Raw genomic sequence first — 23,036 nt, 5'->3', positions numbered from 1 at the left:
TTATATAAATTCTTTTTATTAATATCTCTTATTTTACCTAACTAATCTTCTAAAGTTAAATTAAGTAAAAAAGTGTAAATACGAATACCCAAACCAAATCAACAAAGTGCCAATAAAGTCCGGTTTTTTCCACCATTTCGTAATGACCTCTTTTTTCGTAGGTACCCACAACAGCATTGAAAAATATAATAAAGTTGATCACAACTCCACTAAATACATGGAAACCATGGAATCCGGTAATAAAGAAGAATAATGATGCGAATAATGGCGGGCCATATTGGTTTTCCGTTAAGTTGGCACCAAAAATAGTTTCTCCCATTGCATTTACAGTTCCTTCAGCAGTTCCGTGAATGAAGTGACTCCACTCCCATGCTTGACAAGCTAAGAAAGTTAATCCACCAATGATTGTCCATAGCATCCATTTGATAACGCCTTTTCTGTCCATTCTATGGCCTGCCTCAACCGCTAATACCATGGTAACACTACTTAAAATCAAAATGAAAGTCATGATACCCACAAAAATCAAAGGTGCGTGCCAACCATGTATAAACGGTACTGCTTCAAATACCATTTCAGGAATAGGCCAATATTCTGTGCTGAATTCAAATTCAGAAACAGTTCCTTGATAAGCAGGATGCGCATATCGAATTAGCCCGTAAGTTATTAGTAAAGCAGAAAATGAGAATGCATCCGATAAAAGGAAGAACCACATCATCAGTTTTCCATAACTAGCATTCATAGGGGCTACTCCACCTCCCCATTTGCTTTTTGTAGTAGTATCAATTGTTGCAGAAGTTGCCATAAATTTAACTGTTCAAAATAGGATTAATGATTTAACAACAAAAATATATATAAATATACCCAAAGTCCATCTAAAAAGTGCCAATAAGTGGTACACATTTCCATTTTCACCATATTTTTAGAATGTACTTTATATTTAAAAGCCGAAAATAACATAATTAATATAAATATCAGCCCTGAAATCAAATGAAATGCATGTAATCCTGAAATAACATAAAGAAATGAGCCCGAAGGATTACCTACGAAATAAACATCCCTATCCACCAATGCTCCCCAAGCTTCATATTGACCAATAAAAAAAGCCACTGATAATAAAGCTGTCAGTACCATAAAAAGCTTCAAGTTTTTAAAATTATCTTTTTTAGCGGCCAAATAAGCCAAATGCATGGTTACACTACTCGCTACCAAAATGATGGTATTATATAAAAAGATGTTTGGTAATTCAAAAATCAACCAATTACCTTCAGATTGACGAACAATATAGGCACTGGTTAGTGCAGCAAAAATCATTACAACAGTGACAATAAAAAGCCATAATGCAAACTTTAAGGGATGCATTGAGAGTATTTTAATACTCGGCTGTAATTGTTGTTGTTCTTTATTTATTGAAGTCTCCATTATTAAATTTTATCTAAAAGATAAGCTACTTGTACTATTGGTAAATATAAAAACGAACCGAACATTATTTTTAATGCTGCCTCTTTACTGCATTCTTTCATCAGATAGAATGTTTGGCTTAAAAACAAAACTCCACAAATGGTGGCTACCAAAGCAGAATATATCCCTGTAATTCCAAACATAGTTGGCAATAAGCCTAAAGGAATTAAAAACAAGGTATAAATCATAATTTGTATAGCGGTATTCAAATCCTTCTTACCACCTGAAGGTAATAATTTAAAACCAGCTTTTTTATAATCTTCATCCGCTACCCAAGCAATTGCCCAAAAATGTGGGAATTGCCAGATAAATTGAATTCCAAAAATAATCCAGGCTTCAATGCTAAAACCATTTGTTGCCGCAACCCAACCTAATAAAGGAGGCAAAGCCCCTGGGATAGCGCCAACAAAAACAGCTACAGGCCCCACTCTTTTCAATGGCGTATAAACAAAGCTATAAAGAATGAGGGAAATAAGGGAAAGAATAACGGTTAATACATTGGTGTAGATTAAAAGCAATCCTAAACCAGCAATTCCGGTAATGATAGAAAACACAATTGCTTCTTGTATGGATATTCGGCCAGTAGGCAATGGACGGTTTTTAGTTCTATCCATCGTTTTGTCATAATCAACTTCAAGAATTTGATTGATTGTCACTGCAGAACCAGAAACTAGAAACCCACCTAAAGACAAAAATGCCAAAATAGTATAATTAATACCTGTACCACTAAAACCCAATACATAGCCAAAAGCTGAAGAAAAAGCGACTAAAAAACTTAATCTAGGCTTAAGCAAAATAAATAAGTTCCTTACATAACTTAAAACTAAGTCCGAATAGGATAAATTTTGTGAATTAGGATATTGCATATTCCTTTTTATTAGTCATTTGAGTGGTATAAGCCACTTGCAAAAATATATAAAATTGAGCTCCAAAAATCATACTGCCTAAAACCAAATGAATTGGTTGTGCCCAAAATGGAATGGCAAAATAAGCCATTATAGTACCTGATAAAATTTCAAGGATTATCAAGCTCAAGAGTATTTTAACATTTCTATAAATATTATTTAAACCATTCTTCAGCTTGAATAATTCAAATAATAAGTAAAAATGAACAAGCGCAATAGCAATTGAAAAAGATCGGTGTATATAAAATTCAACTCCTAATCCTTCAATCCAGCTTCCTCTTAAAGCCTCTCCTAATCTATCTGCCACAATGTCTAAGGACTCTCTAACTTGAGTACCTAAAATAATCTGAATTAAAATCATTGCCATAGCTATTACCAGAACATAGGACAATTTTTTACGATTTTGTAATCCAGTTTTTTCTTTATTCTTGTTGTGATGAACAACAAAGTATAGAGCAGTTAATACAGCTAAAATGACTAAAGCCAATACCATATGAACAGTTATCAGCCATGACAACAGATTAGTTGAAACAACCACTGAGCCAATCCAACCTTGGATTAAAACTAATACCAAAGAAGAAAAAGCTAATATGAATATAATTTTAGATTGCTTTAAATACTTTAAAGAGCATAAAACACATAAAATAATTAAAAAACCAACTATTGCCCCTAGCAGCCTGTTCAAATATTCGGTCCAGGTTTTAGAAGCATTAAATGCTGCCTCTTCTTTGATGGACTCATCTTCCAAAATGGCTCTTCCAATTTCAGAATACCCAAAAACATCTAGGTATTTGGCGAATTTTATATTCTTTTGATGTCTATACTCAGCGTAGAAATCCTGATAATCCTCTGGTAACTCATCAACAGAAGTTGGTGGTACCCATTGACCAAAACATTTAGGCCAATCAGGACAACCCATACCAGAGCCAGTACTTCTTACAATACCACCAGCTAGTATCAAAAGATAAACAGCTATTACCGTAACTAATGTTAAGTTACGATAATAGCTGCTTACTTTAAATGATTTATTATGCGTCTGATTTTGCATCCGCAGCTGTTTTATCAACAACCTCTTTTTTCGCTAATTCCACTTCATGGTCTAAGTTAGACTCAGGAGTTTGCGACAATGGAATATGCTGTGGAATGAAATCCTCTTTAGCACCAGGCTTACTGTAATCGTAAGGCCATCTGTAAACTTTAGGGATTTCTCCAGGCCAGTTACCATGACCAGGCTCGATTGGCGCAGTCCATTCTAATGTATTTGATCTCCATGGATTCTGAGGTGCTCTTTTTCCTCTATACATTGAATAGAAGAAATTGAATAAGAATAGGAACTGAGCTGCTACCGTTACGAAAGCGGCTACAGAAACAAACATATTCAGATCAGTATAGCTACTGAATGCATCAAAATTCGTCCATGAATAGTATCTTCTAGGGAAACCAGCTATACCGATATAATGCATCGGGAAAAAGATCATGTAAACACCAATGAAAGTCATCCAGAAGTGGATATGACCTAATTTTTCGTCCATCATTCTTCCAAACATTTTAGGGAACCAGTGGTAAACACCCGCTAACAAACCGAAGATTGATAAACTACCCATTACCAAGTGGAAGTGAGCCACAACGAAATAAGTATCGTGCAACTGAATATCAATTACAGAGTTACCTAAGAAAATACCTGTTAAACCTCCTGAAATAAAGAAAGACACCAAACCAATTGAGAATAATGTAGCAGGCGTAAAGATGATATTACCTTTCCATAAGGTAGTTAAATAATTAAATACTTTAACCGCGGAAGGAATGGCGATAATCAATGTTAAGAACATGAAAACTGATCCCAAGAAAGGGTTCAATCCTGAAACGAACATGTGGTGTGCCCATACTACGAAAGACAATACAGTAATTCCTAACATTGAACCAATCATCGCTCTATAACCAAAAATTGGTTTTCTTGAATTAGTAGCAATAACTTCTGATGTGATACCTAAGGCAGGTAATAATACTATATAAACTTCAGGGTGACCTAAGAACCAGAACAAGTGCTGATACAAAATAGGACTACCTCCCATATTTGGCAAGGCCTCCCCTCCAATATAGATATCAGATAAGTAGAAAGAAGTACCAAAACTTCTATCAAATACTAATAATAGAGCAGCCGCAAATAAAACAGGGAATGATAATAAACCGATTACAGCGGTTAAGAAAAATGCCCAGATCGTTAATGGTAATCTTGAAAAAGACATTCCTTCAGTTCTTAAATTGATCACTGTGGTAATGTAGTTGATACCACCCAAAAGCATTGAAACAATAAAAAATACCATTGCTACCAACCACATCGTCATTCCGAGACCAGAACCGGCAATAGCCTGAGGCAATGCACTTAAAGGAGGATATACCACCCAACCCCCAGCGGCAGGTCCAGTTTCAATAAAGATAGATGACATCATCACCACACTTGACAAGAAGAAAAACCAATAGGACAGCATGTTCATGAAACCTGATGCCATATCACGTGCACCAATCTGTAGTGGAATCAAATAATTACTGAATGTACCACTTAGACCTGCGGTTAACACAAAAAATACCATAATAGTACCATGCATCGTAACCAGAGCTAGATAAAACTCAGGATCTAATTTTCCTTGTTCAGAAATCCATCCACCTAATAATGGTCTTAACCATCCCAAATCCATTTCAGGAAATCCTAATTGGAGACGGAAGATTACGGACATAGCAACACCTACTAGACCCCATATAATCCCGGTTATTAGGAATTGCTTACCAATCATTTTATGATCGGTGGTGAAAATGTATTTAGAAATAAAGCTTTGTTCGTGGTCATGGTGCTCATCATGCTGAACATCTTGACCTATATTTACTTCTGCCGTTGTTGACATAACTTTATAATTTAATTTTTTAGTCTAACTCCTTGTTATCAATTCCTGTTTTCAAAAGTGCCAATTCTTTTAAATCTTCCGGAACTTTTGTTAAATATTCAGGATTCCTCTTTAAGAATGATTCCTGTTCTGCATACCATTCTCTATAATCTTCAGGCTCATCTACAATAAGTGTTAACCTCATTGAATTATGACCTCTACCACAAACCTCTGTACAAGCGATTTCATAATTGAATTCAGGGTCATTCAATTCTTCGCGCATTTCCTCTGTTGTTTTAGTGGCAGTAAAGGTAAATGAAGTTGGCATACCAGGTACTGCATCCATTTTTAATCGGAAATGAGGTGCAAACACACTGTGCAATACATCTCTGGCTCTAATTCGAAAAGTTACGGGCTCTCCTTTTGGTATATGCATTTCACGAGGAATAAAATCATCATAAGCTGCTTTATCATTAAAATCGATACCGAAACTATTGGTAGCTTCGATTACTCTGTAATCGGTATTACCCAATTCGCCATCAAGACCAGGGTATCGAACTCCCCAAGCAAATTGATAGCCCATGATTTCAATATTATTGGTGTTTTCTGGAGCTGGTGCCGTGATATCGGTCCAAACTCTCCATCCAGTAAAAACCAAGATAGCTAAAACAACTGCTGGAACGAAAGTCCAAATTACCTCTAACTTATTGTTCTCAGGATAAAAAAGTGCCTTTGAATTTTCTTTATATTGGTACTTCCAAGAAAAGTAAAAAAGTAGAATTTGAGTCAATACGAAAACAACACCCGTTACTGCCATGGTGATCCAAAACATGAATTCATATTCTGAGCCATGTTCTGAAGCAACCGGCAAATTATAATTTTCAAATTCTTTGAAAGAATACCAGAAAAATAAGAACCCGGCCCCTACTAAAAAGACCATGAAAAGAGCTCCATTAATCTTATTAGAACTTGTCTCCAATTTATCGGTATTTCCTTTTGCCACACTAATCAGTGAGGAAATCCTGAAAATCAAGAACAAAATTGCTAATAATAGTACTACTCCTAAACCTATAGCTAAATTGAACATATATGTTATTGTTACTTAATTAAATTAAAATACGTGATGATGTTCTGCTTCTTTCAACATTGGGTGATTTTTAGCCACCAAAGGATATTTAGATAGACCAGTTAAGGCTACAAATAAGAAGGCCACTCCGAAGATAATTGCCATTCCAATTTCCAATAGACCAAAACCACCATTTTCCTTTAATACTGCTGGTGTCACCATCAAATAAAAATCAAACCAATGACCGATTAAAACAACTATTGTAACGATTTTCAAGAAAACTGTATGCCTTTTTGAATCTCTTGGCATGAAAACCAAGAATGGAAAGAAAAAGTTTAATATCAAGTTAACAATAAATACAATACTGTAATGATCGCTAGTCAACCTCTCAATGAAGTAAACAGTTTCCTCCGGAATATTGGAATAATAAATCAACATGAACTGAGAAAACCAGATATAAGTCCAGAAAATAGAGAAAGCAAAAACAAACTTTCCTAAATCATGAAGAACACCCGTATTCACAATTTTTAAATATCCGTTTTCTTTAAGAACAACTGTTATCAAAGTGATTGCGGCTAAAGCTGTTACCCACCATGAAGCGAATACATACCATCCGAACATAGTAGAGAACCAGTGTGTATCAATTGATAAAATCCAATCCCAAGCTGAGGTAGAAGAAGTAACGGCAAAGAATACAATAGAACCAGCAGAAATGCCTCTTAACTTATAGTAATATTTTTCACCTCCATTTAAATCCTCTTCCAAAGATTTTTTACGGATCCAACGGAACATTAAGAACCATACTACAAAGTAAACGACCATTCTAGCAAGAAAGAATGGAGTATTTAGATATCCTTCTTTACCGGCAATAATAGGATCATATCTTGGGTCATTTACATCGTATAAGTAATCGTGTGTCCAATGAAAAATATCATGACCTCCTAAAAAGAATATCGCTAATGTTAAAATAAAACCGATCGGTAGCCAATTTCCAAACGACATTGGAATTCTTATTAAAGCAGCAGACCAGCCAGCCTGTGATACATATTGAATTGCTACAAAGAAAACACCTAATAAAGCAAGACCGACAAAATACATATTGTTAATCCAAAGGTTGGCAAATATTCTCTTTGACCAGTGGTATCCGTGTCCTTCCTCTGCATGTTCTCCCGCATGAGCTTCCTCTCCATGAGATTCTGCAACTTGTTCAGTTTGCTCGCTATGAGATTCTTCATCAGCGTGACTACTGGAGCTAGCAGAAAAAATGCCTAATATAAGTAAAACGACACCGACAATTGCAAGAATAGAAAGTCTCTTTTTTGCTTTTGCAGTAAATTGAAATTGTTCTTCAGCCATGATAAATTATCTTAAAACTGTTTATTGATCTTGTTTTTGTAAAGTTTGTACATAACGTACAATTTTCCACCTGTCTTCTTGCTGCACTTGAGAACCATGAGCTCCCATTCTTCTAATACCATGAGTAATCACATGGAATATATGTCCCTCAGAAAGTTGAGAAGTAGCCCCAGCACTATATGAAGGAACCCCTTGATAAACTTTCCCCACTTTTGCAGTTTCATCCATTGAACCACCACCATTTTCACCATGACAATGGGTACAATATTTAGTATATAAAACCTTACCTTCTTCTAAAATCTGCTCGTTATCAGGTAAAGGGTTTTTCATGATTCTAGCTGCCAATTCAACACTATCTTTTGGCAGTCTGTATGGAAGCATTCCATTTTCATCTCTTGGAACTGTATTACCTACTGGCTCCCTCATTGTCATACCAAAAGGATTATTAGGATTAGAATTGAAATACTCACCATATTCATCCTCGTCAGAACCAACCCAAGCTCCTGCATCTTTATCAGTGATTTGGGTCAAGGGCTCATAAGAAACCGCATGATACATATTAGGCGCATATTCTGTTCCCGGATTATCTTCGCCTGGCTTACAAGCCACAACTAAAACGGTAACTAAGCCGAAAAATAAGATTTGAAATATTTTATTTTTATTCATCATTTCTTCAATCAACTTAAAATTTCTTTTCATTTATTTCTACAGCACCTGAATCTTTCAATATGGCATTAAGCTCATCAGTTGACTTACTATTCTTAGCTAAATCAATTGCCATTACATGTTTGTCATCTGTGCTTCTGATGTCGTAAATTCTTGGCTTGCCATAAGGCTTAAGATTACTAATCACGAAGAAAGTAGCCACCATGCCTAATGCAGAAAGTAACACCGTTACCTCAAAACCAACAGGAACAAATGATGGGATAGCTACATAATCCTTACCTCCAATAATCATCGGCCAATCAATTCCCATCATGTATATCATCATAAGGAATGCTAGACAAGTTCCAGTGATACCAAACATAAAAGCTGCTATGGAAATTCTGGAGCGTTTGTAGCCCAATTCGTCATCCAAACCATGAACCGGATAAGGAGTATAACATTCATGAATTTTTACATCGCTTCCACGGACTTTTTTGACTGCACTTAAAAGTACTGACTCGTCATCAAAAATCCCTACGATAAAGTTTTTACCGCTTTCCATAATTATTTTTTATTTTCAATTTCACCTGAACTAGATTTCAATACTGCTTTTACCTCTGCCATGTTAATCACTGGGAAGAATTTGGCAAAAGCAAAGAATAATGTAAAGAATAAACCAAAGCTGAATAGATAAATACCCATGTCATAAATAGTAGGGCTAAACATGGCCCAACTTGATGGCAGGTAATCTCTATGCAATGAGGTTACTATAATTACAAATCTCTCAAACCACATTCCGATGTTTACCACAATGGATAAAATGAAAGTAGCCCATAAACTTGTTCTAATTTTCTTAAACCAGAATAACTGAGGCGAAATCACATTACAAGTCATCATTGCCCAGTAAGCCCACCAGTATGGACCAGTTGCTCTGTTCAAGAATGCATATTGCTCATATTGTACTCCTGAATACCATGCCATGAAAAGCTCCGTAATGTAGGCTACACCCACAATAGAACCTGTGATCATGATGATGATGTTCATCAATTCAATATGATTGATTGTGATATAATCTTCTAGGTTGTAAACTTTTCTGGTCACCAACATAAGGGTCAATACCATAGCAAACCCTGAGAAAATTGCCCCTGCCACAAAATATGGCGGGAAAATAGTAGTGTGCCAGCCCGGAATAACCGAAGTAGCAAAGTCCATGGATACAATAGTGTGTACTGAAAGTACTAAAGGAGTAGCGAGACCAGCTAAAACCAATGATACTGTTTCATATCGTTGCCAAGTTTTAGCAGCTCCGTCCCAACCAAAACTTAAAGCACCATATATAACTTTTGAGATTTTGTTGGTAGCTCTATCTCTAATTGTAGCAAAATCAGGAATTAAACCAATATACCAGAATACTAAAGAAACTGTGAAATAAGTTGAGATCGCAAAGAAATCCCATAATAATGGAGAGTGGAAGTTAACCCATAAAGAACCCCAAGTATTCGGAATTGGTACGAACCAATAAAAACTTAACCAAGGACGTCCTGTATGTATTAAAGGGAATAATAATGCACAGATAACTGCGAAAATCGTCATTGCTTCTGCCGCTCTGTTAATGGACGTTCTCCATTTCTGACGGAACAAAAGCAATACTGCTGAAATCAATGTTCCTGCGTGACCGATACCTACCCACCATACGAAATTGGTGATATCCCAGGCCCATCCTACAGTTTTGTTCAAGCCCCACATGCCGATACCGTCCCAAAGGGTGATGGCCAAGGCATAGCCTCCGACAAATAGTGCTCCTAAGGAAAGTGCCATAGCACCTAACCATTTCGGATTTGGTTTGGCTTCTACGTGCCTACAAATATCATGAGATACATCATGATAGGTCTTATTTCCCGTTACTAATACTTCTCTTACTGGTGAAGTGACTTCCATATTGCTACAGTTATTAAATTAAGCCTTAGTATTTACTTTATCTTTATTTCTAATTTTGGTCATATACCAAACGTTAGGTGCTACTCGCAATTCTTCCAATACATGGTAAGCGCGTTCCTCATTCACCTCTTTAATTGGTTCATCAGTTTTCTCTTTCAATTTCAAATATTTAGAAATTGCTGAGTCCTGATTATTCAAGTCTCCAAAAATGATGGCATCAGAAGGACAAGCTGAAGCACATGCTGTGTTCACATCCTTATCCTCTAATTTTCTCTTCTCTTTCTTAGCTTTCAATTTACCCGCTTGGATTCTTTGAACACACATAGAGCATTTTTCCATTACTCCACGAGAACGAACCGTTACGTCTGGGTTTAACACCATTTTACCTAAGTCATTATTCATGGCCATGTTTTTATCAAACTTGGTATTGTCATGGTATTTAAACCAGTTGAATCGCCTTACTTTATAAGGACAGTTGTTAGCACAATATCTTGTACCCACACACCTGTTGTATGTCATTTGGTTTAATCCTTCAGAACTGTGAGTAGTGGCTGCCACCGGACAAACAGTTTCGCAAGGTGCATTATTACAATGCTGACACATCATCGGTTGGAAAGTAACTTCCGGATTTTCCGCAGCAATCTCCAATCCATCAGTATCATTTACATCAGCATCAGAGCTATAGTAACGGTCAACACGCATCCATTGCATATCCCTTCTCATTACTACTTCTTCCTTACCTACAACTGGGATGTTATTTTCTGATTGACAAGCAATCGTACATGCAGCACATCCTGTACATGAGTTCAAGTCAATCGCTAATCCCCAATGATGGTTATTATATTTGTGCCCATTCCAAAGAGTTAGTTTAGAAGGAGCCACTTTTCCTTTGCTTGTTTTAATATGAGGTTGGAATTTTCTCTTCCAATCCTTTTTCTGGTAATCCTCTAATAAAGCTTCTTGAATTACAGTTTCACGCCCCATGAAAGTTTGGTGCGTTTGAGTTTGAGCCAATTGATAACTTCCAGCAGTTCCATCTACGCTAACACCTGAGGTTAATACATAAGATTTATTGCCGTTTAATTGACCTAATAAAGGATAAACATCAAAACCAACTCCATTAGCTACTTTACCGGCCATTTTTCTACCGTAACCCAAGGCCAATCCGATAGTTCCATTAGCTTGCCCCGGCTGAACCAAAGCAGGAACTTCCATTGCCTGACCATTGATAGTCAAATTGATTTTAGAAGTTTTACCTTCAAATATTTTAATCCCTAACTCATTAGCCATTTTTTGAGAAATAGTAGCATAGTTATCCCAAGTGGCTTTAGAAATTGGATCTGGTAATTCTTGTAACCATGGGTTATTGGCATGAAAACCCGTTCCTATGGATACTTTTTGATAGAAAGCTACTTCTAATCCATTATTGTTAGGCTTGTAATTTTTATTGATTCTATTGGCGCAAGCTGATAAATCAACATCTTGAGTTGATAAATCACTACTTTCTACAGAATAGGTGAATACTCCATTATATAAAGTCTTATCCCAAAATATATCAAAAGTAGGCTCTTGGCTTCTATAATGATTATCTTCCCAATTCTTTCTTAGGAAGTTGTAATATTCTTGTTTGTTACCAGTCCATGTTAAGAAACTGTCCTGTGCTTGACGAGTTTTGAATAATGGAGAAATAGTTGGTTGCGTTAAGCTCAACTGACCTTTCTTTGGTTCTGCATCATTCCATGATTCTAGGAAATGATGATCAGGCGCCACGTATTTAACAACATCAGCTGTCTCATCTTTTCTATCGGAAGTAGAAACTGTTAAGGAAACTTTTCCTAAAGCTGCTTTCAAATCCTCTCCCATTCCTGAATCATAAACAGGATTGGCATTGTAGAAAATAACAGCTTTAATACTTCCTGCATTTGCATCTTTCACAAATTGAGTAAAAGCCGCATCATCACCCTTTCTTGCATTTGAATATTGGTTCAAGTCAATGGTAGTTCCATAATTACTTAACATGGAATTGATACCATTTACCAATATTTGAATATCGGTATCATTTGAGCCTGCCACAACCAAAGATTTACCTTGATTGGAAACCAAATCTTTTGCAGCCTTTGTAATGTTAGCAACATCAACTTTATTGGTATTCAGACCAGTATTACCAGTCATTTTAGCCACCTCATTATATAAAGCAGCAACCACTAATCCTTCCTGTGAAGGTTTAATAGGTGTTCTGTAATCAGCATTTGAACCAGTTAGTGAAAGGTTAGATTCAAATTGATAGTGACGAGACATTTTTTTGTTGTCACTATTTACCTTTCTAGTTTTGCTGTATTGTTTAGTATGTTCAATTGGAGAAACCCAGGTGCCTAAGAAATCAGCTCCAAAACTTACAATAGTTTTGGCTTTACTAAAATCATAAGCAGGAACGGCTTTCACTCCAAACATTTTATCATTAGCCACTAACATTCCATGCTGAGAAGCAGCATCATACATAATGTGCTCAGTATTGCCATACTTATCAGCCATTTCATTAATGGCCTTTAAAGTAGATGGTGAATTGATGGTATTAGAAACTATTCTAATCTGACCACCTGCATCGCTTATGGCTTGTAGTTGTTCAGTAATTTCTTTATTAATTGTCCCCCAATCTGCATTTTTTCCTTCTTTTAAAGGACCTCTTAACCGCTCTTGATCATATAAAGAAAGAACTGATGCCTCAACCTGTGCATTCACACCACCTTGAGTAATTGCAGAGTTTTTATTGCCCTCTATCTTGATAGGTCTTCCTTCACGGGTTTTCACTACTATGCTGGCATAATCACCACCCACTGAATAAGTAGAAGCATAGTAATTAGGAATACCTGGATCAACATCAACAGGTTTATTTAGATAAGGGATTGCTTTTCTTACAGGTGCTTCACAAGCCGCTAAAGAAGCCGCTGCGACACCAAACCCCATCATTTTCAAGAAGTCTCTTCTGGAAGGACTACCTCCGTTGGACTCTTTTTTATCATTGATTGGTAAGTACTCAGGAAATTCCTTTTCCGCATTTTTAACAAATGAAGGATCATTCGTTAATTGTTCAGTTCCTTTCCAATATGTTTTTTGATCACTCATATCTATGATTAATGAAGTCGATTAATTTCTTTTACTTAATAATGACATTTTGCACATTCCAGACCGCCTATGTCCACTACTTTCAAGTCGCCACCATCATGTGCCTCAACTAATTGATCGTAATATGCATTACCTTTTGCATTTACTTTAGTCTCTCTGTGACAGTTAATACACCATCCCATAGTTAATGTGCTCCATTGTTTAACAACCGCCATTTCCTCAATAGGACCATGACAAGTTTGACATTCAATTTCGCCAACATTCACGTGCTGAGAGTGGTTGAAATAAGCCAAATCAGGAAGGTTATGTACCCTTACCCATTCAATTGGTTTTACATTATCACCATACTCACCTGTTTCAGGATCGTAATCTATTGCTTTATATATTTTTGCGATTTCTTTCGATTCAGTTTTGATAGCTGTATGACAATTCATACAAATATTAGCTGAAGGAATATTTGCACTCTTACTGATCATTACGCCAGTGTGACAATACTGACACTCAATTTCATATTGACCTGCATGAATTTCGTGAGAGAAAGCAATTGGCTGAGTTGGCTGATATCCTTGCTGAACACCTACTGTGTAAAGACCATCAATAACTGTTTTAGCCACAACCGCTGTGAAAATTAGAATCACAAAGAATAAGAATCCGTTACTACGAACAAGCTTATTAAGGTTTAAGCTTTGGTTTACAAATTCTTTATCCCTCTCATCTATTTCTTCTTTTTGATTAATGAATTTAGTAAGAACAGTTACGATCAATACTAATACAACTAAAATAAGTATTAAAACTACCACAAAACCAACAATGATAAGCGTTAAGTATTCAGAAGGGATTCCTGAACCACCACCTGCTCCAGCCTGAGTAGCATCACCACCTGCATCAGCAGTTGCTTCTTGAGGTGGATTATCGGTTTGATACTTGATGTAACCTAATATATTTTTGATTTCTTCATCTTCGAAGTAATCAAAGCTAGGCATTACTGCCTTTCCATACTCATTGTAAAGATTTACAGCATACTCGTCACCGCTTTGGATTACCTTTTGAGAGTTACTAATAAAATTCAATAACCAAGGCAACTCACGTCTTTCATAAACGTTTTTAAGAGCGGGTCCAACCATTTTATTTTGGACTTGGTGACAAACAGCACAATTATTTTTAAATAGTTTTTCACCATTAGCTATCGCTTCCTCGCTTGTAGGCAGTTCATCGGCCTGTGCAAAAGAATTGTTGGGTAATGATAAAAAACTCACTAATAGGAATGCTATAAAAGATAAGCGAGTAATATACGTTTTCAAGGACATATTTATTTGTTCATTTAGCATCTGGGAACACCAATTATTAATTGGGTACAAATCTACTGCCCAAAGCCATTATTTCAAATACATTTCACTCACAAATTTGGCATTTTTATTACACTAATCAAGGAAATAGCCATAAACAACTGAAAACAAGTGTTTTATAAGGTTATAAATCAATTTCGCAATACTAATTTAGAAAAGTTATAAATAGGTCTTTAATTGAACTATTTATGCATTTAGAGGAAATTAACGGAATAATGCAATGAATTCATCTGTAAGTATTGAAAAAAGCCCCATCCTCAATCCTTCCCAAATGCCCCATCCTTAGTCCTTCCCCAAAAGGGAAGGAGATTGAGAGATTGTGCATGCTCGATTTCGATCTGAATGTTTTTAACTCAAAATCCGCTATACTGAAGCTATACTGAAATAGATAAACTTTTAATTAACAGGATGTTGGAAATAAAACAGCCTTTTCACCGTCTGAGCGATATTCTAAAGGTAAGACAACTAGCGATTAGACGAGTTGGTTTCCTTAAAGTTCAGATCTTAAGTTACTCCGCTTAATTTTTTAAAATTATCTTTGATTGAATTTGACAAATTTTCGCTTTGAAAAATGAAAGGTTATTATTATAAATCCTTTGGCAATTAAATCTGAAAAGTATTTTTCAGAAGCTATTTACATTTCCTTTTTGTTGCTATATTCTTATATTTCTTCTGAACCATGTGACACCCCTATAGTCCCCTCAAGCGCCAAAGGCATACCTATGGGGGGGGACAGTCTCACAGAATTATTTTAGTAGAAAGGAGGAAGCTTTGTCAATCTTTTTGTCATTTCTTAATTAAAATAATTAATGTAGAGAAACTACATTAAATTAAATAAACAAAAGAAATACTGTGCGACTCCCCCGCCAGCTGGCGGGGGCGAAGGGGGGTGTTGTAGGTTAAAAATAAACCATTAACACATTCGCGCTGAAAAATCACATTTTATTCAACATAATACGCTCTCAGTAGTATAATATTATAGACTATAAAACTAAATTTCATATGAGGAAACTAACTTTTAGAAACGGAGATATTTTACCGGCATTAGGTCTTGGAACTTGGAAATCAGAACCGGGAGAAGTTTATAATGCCGTAATAGAGGCTATTAAGGTGGGCTACAGGCATATCGACTGCGCCTACATTTATGGAAATGAAAAAGAAATTGGGGATGCATTGCAAAAAGCTTTTCAAGATGGATTGTGCACTCGAGATCAAATTTTCATTACCTCAAAATTATGGAACAATGCACATTTACCAGAGGATGTAGAACCAGCTCTTCAGCAAACTTTAAAGGACTTACAGTTAGATTACTTAGACCTTTATTTGATGCACTGGCCAGTGGCGCAAAAGCCAGCATCGCAATTTCCAAAATCAGGTGATGACTTCTTAGGACAGGACAATGCTCCTATCCAGAAAACATGGAAAGCCATGGAGGAATTGGTGGAAAAAGGACTCACCAACCATATAGGCGTGGCCAATTTCAATATCAATAATCTGGAAAAATTAAGAGAGATTGCGACCATAAAGCCTGAAATGAACCAAGTGGAATTACATCCTAATTTAGTGCAGGAGGAATTGGTCAAATTCTGCAAAAAGCACGATATTTTAATGACAGCCTACTCTCCATTAGGCTCGAAAGACAGGGCTAGCCAAATGAAAAAAGAGGATGAGCCAGATTTATTCGAGCTCCCTATCATTAAAAACTTAGCTGCAAAATATGATAAAACGCCTGCTCAAATTTTAATTGCCTACGGACTTAATCGTGGAATATCCGTAATTCCTAAATCTACCAATGCCGGTAGAATACAGCAAAATATTGAGGCTGACGCCATCGAATTGACCCGAAATGAGGTAGAGGCTATCAGCGAAGAAGATAGAGGATACCGATTTGTGGATGGTAGTTTTTGGACCCAAGAAGGGTCGCCTTATACGATGGATGATCTTTGGGGTGATTAATTAATAATTAAGAATTAAAAAAATAGTAATTAGAACAGCCTACGGAATTGAATTTCGTTGGCTGCTTTGTTTTACTTTTATAAAATCAACTTCTATTTTCAGGCAGTAAAGTATATTCCAGGAAATTACCATAGAGCTTTTTACCATCATCTGTTTTGGTAACTGCCTCCACTAAATATTTACCTCCTACAAAACATCCTTTCCAAGATTCTCCAATTCCACCAAAGGTCGCTTCATTATCTCCCCTTGATTTCATTTTATTGATCCCCACTTTATAAGCTCTCAATTGTGAGGCAATTTCTTTAGCTTCTTGTGAATCATCGCAAGCAATTGAACTTACCAAGGCCCCGTTAGAAACATTCATTTCATTGATTAACTCATTTTTATGATCTACCAAAATAATACTGTCCAATGGACCAAAAGGTTCATTATAATAAAGTTCTGCATTTTTTGGTAAGTTCAATAAAGCCGCAGGCGCATAATATGCTGAAGTATCTTGGTTAGGTAAGAATAATTCATCCTCTAACTCTCCTTGGTAAATGGAAACGGCTCCTTTACCTAAGGCATCATTATACATTACATCCAATTCACTTACTTTATTGGAATTGATTAATGGGCCAAAATCATAATCGGGTAATTCGGTTTCCCCTTCTTCTATCAGTAAAGGATGACCATAAGTCAAAGATTTCAGGACAGGCAAATACATTTCCAAAAACTTGGGGAATAGGCCTCTTTGTACAACAAATCGAACATAAGCAGTACACCTTTGCTTTCCGTATTTGAAACCGGATTTTATTTGTTTGGCTAAATTATCCCAATCGGAAAATTCCCACACGCCATAAGTGTTGATTCCTTCCATTTCCAGCATGTAGCGCTTATCAACATTATAAAGAGAACTTGCAATTGACCTCCCATTACTTTTTCCTCCCACATAAGAGAGACAATCAACGGCTTCATGGGTTACTAAGGCCTCACTTAAAATCCGCCCTGAACCACTAATTAAAGATACAGGAAGCCCTTCTCTTTTGGCCAATGCAAAACACAAAGTCAGCGACCAAAGTCCTCCGTCTGATGGGGTTTTTGCTATCACTGCATTTCCCGAAAGCACTTGTACCAAACAAGCATGTACCAAAACGGAAAGCGGATAATTCCAAGATGCGATATTGGAAATAACCCCAAGTGGTTCTCGATCACCCAACATTTCCTCAATATTATCTATATACCACCTTACACCGCTGATACATCGTTGAACACCATCCAATGCCTGAGGGTATGGCTTGCCGATCTCCCAAATCAAAATCAAGGCTAAGAGTTCCTTATGTTCGTCTATCAAGTCGATGGTCTTGCTAACCATTTCCTTCTTTTTTTCTAAAGAAACTTTTTTCCAGCTTTTAAATTCTTCAGCGCAATAGTCCACAGCTTCTTTTCCATCCTGACTTTTCATCATAGGATAAAAGCCCAATTGGGTGCCATCTAGACAGGAGTTGAAGGGTTTCAGATTCATTTGATTGTTCCAATCTCCTTTGATGAGATTCATCACATTGCCTTCTTCATTGAAAGCTTCAGGAATTAAGTTTTTAAGTTGATCAATAAGGACTGACCACTCTGCTTTGGGTAAGATATGCTTTGCCATAATTTAATTTTTCTTATTAACCTTTCGTGAGAAAAATATGTTTTGACAAAAAAATTGTTCCCCAATGAAAAAGGCGAGGGAAATATACTTCCTCGCCTTTTTTATAACAGCCAATTAATTAAGTATTGACCAAGTCCTCGCAGTCTTGAAACTGAACATCAAGAAATATAACAAAATTATTCTCTGCGAAAACTCTGCGTCTCCGCGACTCTGCGAGCTTTTTTAGCGTCTTTAGACGCCTGCGGTCAATCTTGTTATAGTAGCAAACTAATATTTTGCAGACTTCCCTTTTGCTAAAGTGTTGAGAATAAATTCTCTTAAATCATCATTGGCCGTTTCCAAATCAGCTTTCCGTAAGTACATCATATGACCACTTCTATAGCCTTTGAAACTCAAGCGATCTTTCATTTTCCCGCTTGGGTCTAACTGCCACATGGTATATTTAGAATTAAAATAAGTGGTGGCACCATCATAGTAACCTGTTTGGAACATCACATTTAAATATGGGTTTTCTGCCATGGCTTTTCTTAGGTCATCACGTGTATTGTTGTTAGTGAAATCCCATGGATAAACAGAGCCGAACATATTGTATTTGATATCGGTCTTAAATTTCAATTCTTCACGGATATAGGAATTAATCGCAGGCGTAAAAGAATGCAGCCAGGAAGTCAGCTCTGCACTATAATCAGGAGCAACACCCGCTTCTGTTTTGTCAATTCCCAAATAGCGAGAATCTAAACGACCAATCGTATATCCTTTTTCATCTCGCAACAACTCTTTCCAAAAAAAGCTAGTGGGCACATCCAAATTATGTTGTAAGATAGACTCTTTTGATAAGCCTGAATAATAAGCCATTTTCTCAGCAATTTCTCCTTTTTTCTGAGCTGATAAAAAACCACCTTTCGCCAAAGCCGGCATTAAAGTATTAATAGCAAATTCTTCAGCTTCAGGTAAAATTTCTAATAGGTCTTTTGATTGCAAAGCATCTGCTAAAACCCCGTGGTGCCAGGCAGCCGCGGTGAAATAAGGAAAATTTACAACTGAAGAAACCGGGCTGTCAGAATTAATGGCTTTATAATCAGCTGGTGAAACCAAAATTACTCCATTCAAATACATCCATTGTTGTTCTTGAAGAGCTAAGGCTAAACCTGATACACGAGTTCCGCCATAGCTCTCTCCTATCAGGTATTTGGGTGAAGTCCATCTTTCATGACGACTTACGAAAGTATTCAACCATTCCGCTAAATACTTAATATCTGCATTGACACCAAAAAATTTATCCCTATTAACATCTTTTCCACTTTCAGGTATTGTTCGAGAATAGCCTGTATTAGCAGGATTTACGAATACAATATCGGCTACATCCAAAACAGAATATGGATTTTCCTTGAACCCATAGGGCTGAACTGGATAGCCTTCTTCATCAATATTGAGAATCTTTGGGCCTGTATAAGCAACGTGCATCCAAACAGAGGCTGACCCAGGGCCACCATTAAAAGAAATCAATAAGGGGCGATTGTCATCGGAAACATCCGTTCTTTTATAATAAGTATAAAAAAGCGTAGCATCCGGCTCTCCCTTTTCATTCCATACCGGTTGTGTACCTGTAGTGGCGGTATAGGAGATTTTTTGTCCTTCGATCATGGTTGAGTGATTCGTCACCACTGTAGTATCTACCGCTATTTTTCTGTTTTGAGCTGATGTGGCAAGACTGACCAATAGCAGGCTTATCAATAGTAAAGATCTTATGTTTTTCATAACTTTTGTTTATTAGGATACTTATATTCCTAAATCTAATAGAATGAATTGAAAGTGACTAGCGAGTTGTGGTTTAGATGTGTTATAAAAGGATTAGTGGTGAATTGTTGTTCCTATTACGAAGGTTTGGCGGCATTTTCTCATTTCGATAAAAATATAGTCGAAAAGAGGATGGCATTGAGTGGCAAATCCAAGTGGACGCTTGAACTAGGGAGAATTACTGCTTTGGATAATACAAATGATTGTAATCGATAAATCAATCCATTTCAACCCTTCTAGCTTCTTTCCTATTTACATAATCTTCTATCAATACATACAAGACCGAATTAAAAAGAATAAAAATTATTGCACTCCAAAATCCATGAAAGCGAGTGAGCCAAGTGGAAGCCCCAAAACTATGAGCAATGAGCACAAACAATAAAAATATCTTTCTAAGTTTCACGTGCACCAAAAGGAACAAGGTAATTTTATAACCTATGGTGAATATAATCACTATAAGTTATAACTTTTGGTGAATAGGAGTTTAATTTAAGTATAGAAGGTCATTTATGACTACTTTCCTCGTCCATTACAAAAGACCTAAAATTATCTTTATCGATAATTTGGCTTTCAGCTTGATAGTTTTCTGAGAATGTTTTAGGCAGTCTCACGAATTTCTTTTTCTTCCATTTAAACTCAAAACCAAAGATTTTCCCCGCATTTTCCTCTACAAAATCTACTTCCTGCTGTTGTTTCGTCCGCCAGAAATAAATATTTGCAATGCTTTCTTTGTATTCATTTCGTTTAATTCTTTCAGCTATTAAAAAATTCTCCCAAAGCGCCCCCTTATCCTGTCTTAAAGCGAGCTGATTGAAATTTCCAATGACCATATTTCTGACACCATTATCATAAAAATAGATTTTCTTACTTGTCTTTATTTCATTTCTCAGGTTACGGCTAAAACTACCTAGTTTGAAAATGATATAGCCCTTCTCTAGTAAATCAATGTATTTGATAACCGTGTTTTTATCCACATTAGCAATTTGTGCCAATTCGCTATAATTCACCTCACTACCTATTTGGTAAGCTAATGCCTGCACCAGTTTTTCCAAAACTTCCGGCTTTCTAATATCTGACAGTGCAAGGATATCTTTATATAAATAACTATCTACCAAGTTTCTTAAAATGGAAGGTTCATCACCAGGATTATTCAAAACATCAGGATAAAACCCATAAATCAATCTGTTTTCCAAGTCTTGCTCTGCATACAAATAACCATGGTGATTTTCAAATTCCTCCCATGAGATAGGAAATAGTTGGTATTCCCATTTCCTACCTGTTAAGGGTTCATTGATTTTATTAGACAAATCAAAAGCTGATGAACCACTTACAAACAATTGGACATGCTTAAATCTGTCGGTTATGATTTTCATGCTTAATCCAATTCCCTCAATTCTTTGCGCTTCATCAATAAATACGTATTTATAATCACCTAAAATCCTTCGGATTTGTGCAGTAGTTGGTTCAGTTAGTAATTTCCTAACCTGTGGGTCGTCCCCATTAAGAAACAAATAATCTTTTGAGTGAATAATGGATTCTATAAGTGTGGTTTTACCAACCTGTCGTGGTCCAATAACAATTATTGCCTTATTAGTGCCTATCCTTTGCTTTATCTTATCACTTAAAAATCGATTATACATACTTTTAATTTCAAATATATAACTTTTAGTGAATATAATCACCATAGGTTATAACTTTTGGTGAATAGAAATAATGATAATCGATAAATCAATCCACTTCAACCCTTCTAGCTTCTTTCCTATTCACATAATCTTCTATCAATACATACAAGACCGAATTAAAAAGAATAAAAATTATTGCGCTCCAAAATCCATGAAAGCGAGTGAGCCAAGTGGCAGCCCCAAAACTATGAGCAATGAGCACAAACAATAAAAATATCTTACGCAACTTAGCAGGTAAATAATAACCCAATACCCCAATTAATATTATCCAGATAATGGAAATGACAAACAAACCAGAGACATGCTGGGACATAAACCATGCCCCAATAGGGTTGCTTTCCTTTGCTTTGGATAAATCCCCTTTCCAATACTCAGGATCTTGCCAAAAGCTGGTGATGAATATATCGAATATACTTGCCCAAAGGGCTGGGATTAGGAGTAGGAGTTTATGGTTTTTTTTCATTGGCGAGGGTATGGGTTTATTAGAATTAACGTAAAGCTTTGATGAGTGGGGCTTAGAAACCACTAAGCTTGCCATTTGCACACAGCCACTGCAATTAATAAAATTACACATTGTGGCTGACTTTCCAAGTACCGCCAAACTTTCCTGACTGATAAACCCCCAATCATTCATAGGTGATGTTGTGGTTTCGTTTTCTATTATTCTGTGGCTATATAAATTTCCACTTCAGAATTTTTTCCGTTTTGAGATTTTTGTCCATAAACTTCAAAATCAGAAGTATATCTGCGGTTTAGTTCGCTGTCTTTTGCCCAAATCTCTTGCCAAGATTCTATTACCGCATTTGGCATTTGTCCCTTTGCGACAAACTTTTGGTATTTTCCACCCTTAAATGTTCGTCCGATTAATCCATCTGGAATTTGGTCAAGTGAGTTTACTTTTAATCCAATAATCGAAGTATATTTTCCTTTATAATCAGTTTCATAGTCAGTGTAAATTGAGTAAATCTCGTCACTATTCTTATTAGGAATTTTGCTCTGGATATTTTCAGTATAAAATCGGTCCCAAAGCTTTCCTAAATCCTCTACTGATTTTTCATTTTCATTCGTTGTCTCTACAGAAATGCCAATAATCATAAAGCTATCTAAATGCTCCATATTTTCTTCATTATTTTTACAGGATAAGAGTCCTAATATTGATATAATTAGTAAAATTCGGTTCATTTTAAACCTAAATATTTATTTGATAATGTACAGCTACTTCCGATGACATAAAGCATAAACTGAGATTTCT

Annotated in this window: 19 protein-coding genes; 2 read left to right on the top strand and 17 right to left on the bottom strand. The window is 36.2% G+C overall.

What is annotated here, in order from left to right:
* Positions 1 to 55: 55 nt before the first annotated feature.
* The 12 genes from ACFE0M_RS00705 to ACFE0M_RS00650 are packed head-to-tail and all read right to left on the bottom strand — an operon-like array spanning position 56 to position 14,677.
* A complete protein-coding gene (locus ACFE0M_RS00705) occupies positions 56 to 802 on the bottom strand; it encodes a cytochrome c oxidase subunit 3 (protein ID WP_434543817.1) in 747 nt (248 codons plus the stop codon).
* A 23-nt stretch (positions 803 to 825) separates the two neighbouring features.
* Positions 826 to 1,419 (bottom strand): cytochrome c oxidase subunit 3, encoded by a 594-nt coding sequence (locus tag ACFE0M_RS00700; RefSeq protein WP_434543816.1) that lies wholly within the window; start codon positions 1,417 to 1,419, stop codon positions 826 to 828.
* Positions 1,420 to 1,421: 2 nt separating this feature from the next.
* Entirely contained in the window at positions 1,422 to 2,324 is a 903-nt protein-coding gene (cyoE, locus tag ACFE0M_RS00695; RefSeq protein WP_434543815.1) for a heme o synthase, read from the bottom strand.
* A complete protein-coding gene (locus ACFE0M_RS00690) occupies positions 2,311 to 3,411 on the bottom strand; it encodes a COX15/CtaA family protein (protein WP_434543814.1) in 1,101 nt (366 codons plus the stop codon). Before ACFE0M_RS00690 ends, cyoE begins: the two co-directional genes overlap by 14 nt.
* The gene (locus tag ACFE0M_RS00685) at positions 3,392 to 5,263 is read right to left on the bottom strand and encodes a cytochrome c oxidase subunit I (protein ID WP_434543813.1); all 1,872 of its coding nucleotides are present in this window, start codon (positions 5,261 to 5,263) and stop codon (positions 3,392 to 3,394) included. The genes ACFE0M_RS00690 and ACFE0M_RS00685 overlap by 20 nt, the downstream gene beginning before the upstream one ends.
* A gap of 19 nt (positions 5,264 to 5,282) precedes the next feature.
* Positions 5,283 to 6,329 carry a cytochrome c oxidase subunit II gene (locus ACFE0M_RS00680; RefSeq protein ID WP_434543812.1) on the bottom strand — a complete coding sequence of 349 codons (1,047 nt, stop codon included), beginning with the start codon at positions 6,327 to 6,329 and terminating at the stop codon, positions 5,283 to 5,285.
* Positions 6,330 to 6,353: 24 nt separating this feature from the next.
* Entirely contained in the window at positions 6,354 to 7,664 is a 1,311-nt protein-coding gene (locus tag ACFE0M_RS00675) for a quinol:cytochrome C oxidoreductase (protein WP_434543811.1), read from the bottom strand.
* A 21-nt stretch (positions 7,665 to 7,685) separates the two neighbouring features.
* Positions 7,686 to 8,333: a c-type cytochrome gene (locus ACFE0M_RS00670; protein WP_434543832.1), complete on the bottom strand. Its 648-nt coding sequence runs from the start codon at positions 8,331 to 8,333 to the stop codon at positions 7,686 to 7,688.
* Positions 8,334 to 8,346: 13 nt separating this feature from the next.
* Positions 8,347 to 8,871, bottom strand: coding sequence for a DUF3341 domain-containing protein (locus ACFE0M_RS00665; protein WP_434543810.1), 525 nt, complete (start codon positions 8,869 to 8,871; stop codon positions 8,347 to 8,349).
* A 2-nt stretch (positions 8,872 to 8,873) separates the two neighbouring features.
* A complete protein-coding gene (gene nrfD / locus ACFE0M_RS00660; protein ID WP_434543809.1) occupies positions 8,874 to 10,247 on the bottom strand; it encodes an NrfD/PsrC family molybdoenzyme membrane anchor subunit in 1,374 nt (457 codons plus the stop codon).
* 18 nt (positions 10,248 to 10,265) lie between these two features.
* Positions 10,266 to 13,370 carry a TAT-variant-translocated molybdopterin oxidoreductase gene (locus tag ACFE0M_RS00655; protein WP_434543808.1) on the bottom strand — a complete coding sequence of 1,035 codons (3,105 nt, stop codon included), beginning with the start codon at positions 13,368 to 13,370 and terminating at the stop codon, positions 10,266 to 10,268.
* Between the two features lie 35 nt (positions 13,371 to 13,405).
* Positions 13,406 to 14,677: a c-type cytochrome gene (locus ACFE0M_RS00650; RefSeq protein WP_434543807.1), complete on the bottom strand. Its 1,272-nt coding sequence runs from the start codon at positions 14,675 to 14,677 to the stop codon at positions 13,406 to 13,408.
* A 1,041-nt stretch (positions 14,678 to 15,718) separates the two neighbouring features.
* On the opposite strand from ACFE0M_RS00650, the gene ACFE0M_RS00645 reads away from it, so the two are divergent.
* On the top strand, positions 15,719 to 16,672 hold the full coding sequence (locus ACFE0M_RS00645; RefSeq protein ID WP_434543806.1) for an aldo/keto reductase: 954 nt from the start codon (positions 15,719 to 15,721) through the stop codon (positions 16,670 to 16,672).
* 85 nt (positions 16,673 to 16,757) lie between these two features.
* On the opposite strand, the gene ACFE0M_RS00640 is transcribed toward ACFE0M_RS00645, so the two are convergent.
* Positions 16,758 to 18,305 carry an aldehyde dehydrogenase family protein gene (locus ACFE0M_RS00640; RefSeq protein ID WP_434543805.1) on the bottom strand — a complete coding sequence of 516 codons (1,548 nt, stop codon included), beginning with the start codon at positions 18,303 to 18,305 and terminating at the stop codon, positions 16,758 to 16,760.
* 267 nt (positions 18,306 to 18,572) lie between these two features.
* Positions 18,573 to 20,063, bottom strand: coding sequence for a S10 family peptidase (locus ACFE0M_RS00635; RefSeq protein ID WP_434543804.1), 1,491 nt, complete (start codon positions 20,061 to 20,063; stop codon positions 18,573 to 18,575).
* 48 nt (positions 20,064 to 20,111) lie between these two features.
* Between ACFE0M_RS00635 and ACFE0M_RS00630 the strand changes: the two genes are divergently transcribed.
* Entirely contained in the window at positions 20,112 to 20,318 is a 207-nt protein-coding gene (locus ACFE0M_RS00630) for a hypothetical protein (protein ID WP_434543803.1), read from the top strand.
* Positions 20,319 to 20,605: 287 nt separating this feature from the next.
* Here ACFE0M_RS00630 and ACFE0M_RS00625 read toward each other — a convergent pair whose 3' ends face one another.
* The 3 genes from ACFE0M_RS00625 to ACFE0M_RS00615 form a co-directional block, all read right to left on the bottom strand.
* Positions 20,606 to 21,742 (bottom strand): ATP-binding protein, encoded by a 1,137-nt coding sequence (locus ACFE0M_RS00625; RefSeq protein WP_434543802.1) that lies wholly within the window; start codon positions 21,740 to 21,742, stop codon positions 20,606 to 20,608.
* A gap of 88 nt (positions 21,743 to 21,830) precedes the next feature.
* On the bottom strand, positions 21,831 to 22,247 hold the full coding sequence (locus ACFE0M_RS00620; protein ID WP_434543801.1) for a hypothetical protein: 417 nt from the start codon (positions 22,245 to 22,247) through the stop codon (positions 21,831 to 21,833).
* A 197-nt stretch (positions 22,248 to 22,444) separates the two neighbouring features.
* Complete coding sequence (locus tag ACFE0M_RS00615) at positions 22,445 to 22,900, bottom strand: GyrI-like domain-containing protein (RefSeq protein ID WP_434543800.1); 456 nt, start codon at positions 22,898 to 22,900, stop codon at positions 22,445 to 22,447.
* Between the last annotated feature and the right edge of the window lie 136 nt (positions 22,901 to 23,036).

Origin of the sequence: Marivirga sp. (genome assembly GCF_051117495.1) — a bacterium.
GTDB lineage: Bacteria > Bacteroidota > Bacteroidia > Cytophagales > Cyclobacteriaceae > Marivirga.
The sequence above is the reverse complement of the archived record's forward strand: the minus strand, read 5'-3'. Positions and strand labels throughout refer to the sequence as shown.